Source organism: Streptomyces globisporus, assembly GCF_003501885.1.
GTDB classification, from domain to species: Bacteria; Actinomycetota; Actinomycetes; order Streptomycetales; family Streptomycetaceae; genus Streptomyces; species Streptomyces globisporus_D.
This window is the reverse complement of the sequence record NZ_QWFA01000422.1, coordinates 1-1,460: the sequence shown is the minus strand read 5'-3', so window position 1 is coordinate 1,460 and position 1,460 is coordinate 1. Positions and strand designations below refer to the sequence as shown.

General features: G+C 70.8%; 2 pseudogenes. Both read right to left on the bottom strand.

The annotated features are described in order from the left end of the window. Positions 1-20: 20 nt before the first annotated feature. Positions 21-979 (bottom strand): annotated as a pseudogene (locus tag D3105_RS34115) (sensor histidine kinase). A gap of 3 nt (positions 980-982) precedes the next feature. After that, positions 983-1,460: pseudogene (locus D3105_RS34110) on the bottom strand (ABC transporter permease); the annotation flags it as partial.

The following is a 1,460-nucleotide window of genomic DNA, read 5'->3' as shown; positions in this document are numbered from 1 at the left end:
GTCGGCGATGAGTACGGTCGTCACTGGTGTGTGTCCTCCAGGGGAAGGCGGAGCTGTACCTGCCAGCCGGTGTGCTCCGGCAGCGGGCCCGCTTCGAGGGAGCCGTCGTACAGTGCGGCGCGTTCCCGCATGCCCATGATGCCCTGGGCTGCCAGCGGTGCTTCCTCTGTTTCCGCGGTTCTGCCGGCTCCGGTGCCCGTATCGGTGATGCGGGCGTCGAGGTGCGTGCGTGAGTAGGTGAGGGTGACCGTCGCGGACGTGGGGCCGGTGGCGTGCTTGAGGGTGTTGGTCAGGGCCTCCTGGATCACCCGGTAAACGGTGAGTTGGCGGCCCGGGGTGAGGGACCGCGCGGTGGGTTCGCCGTTCAGCTTCAGGTGGACGGGCAGGCCCGCCCTGCGTACGCCTCGCGCCGCGTCCGTACCGCGATTCCCAGCAGGACGACGAAGACCAGGCCCCAGACGTACGAGACCACTTCCTGACCCCAGCCGGAGGGGATGCGGAAACCGCCCGACAGGACCGGCACGACGAACAGCAGGGCCGCTGCCGCGACCGTACGGAACGAGGAGCGCAGGACGATCTGGAAGACGGGGATCAGCTGGAGGAGGGAGGCCTGCACCACGGCCCCCGTCCAGATGTTGACGAGGGATATCGGTGTCATGAGCAGGACTACTGCCAGGGGGTGCGTGCGGCGCCACAGCAGCGGCAGCGAGAACCCGAGGCTCATCAGGAGGACCAGGAACTCCGGTGCTGTCACGTCCTCGTGGGCGGTGTGCCGCCAGCCGCCGGAGGTGTAGTCGAGTACCGCTGCCACGGTCCAGAACCCGGTCACCGCCGTGTCCCAGACCCGTGGCCGGTGTCGGTCGAAGGCGCGGAGCCGGTCCAGGGCGTCGCGGATGATCCGGGTGAGGGGAGGAACCGTGCCCCGGTCCCCGTCCTGGTCGCGGTCCCTCGGCGGGCTGCTCACCTGGTCGCTCCTCATGGGTCAGACGTCGCGGCGCTTGAGTGTCAGGGCCGCCGCGGCCAGTGTCGTACCCGCCCACAGGGACAGGGCGAGCAGGGCGGGCCCGGGAGAGATGGTGCCCGGGATGGGGGTGGCGGAGCCGAGGGCGCCGGCGGCCTGGGTGGGAAAGTACCTGATGGCGCGCTCGACGGCGTCGTACGGGAGCATCCCGAGGATCTCCGGCAGGATCATGACCCCGCCGATGAACGCCCCGATCGCGCCCGGCACCGAGCGCAGCAGTGCGCCGAGGCCGAGGGCGAGCAGGCCCATCAGGGTGAGCGCTCCCGCGTTGCCTGCCAGGGCGCGCAGGATGCCCGGGTCGGTGAACGAGGCTGCCTGGTCGGTGTCGTGGAGGAAGGCCTGGGCCGCGGCGAACGTGACCACCGACGTCGCGAGCATGACCGTGAAGACGGTGGCGGCGAAGACCACGGCCTTGGCCCACAGGACGGGGAGCCGGGCG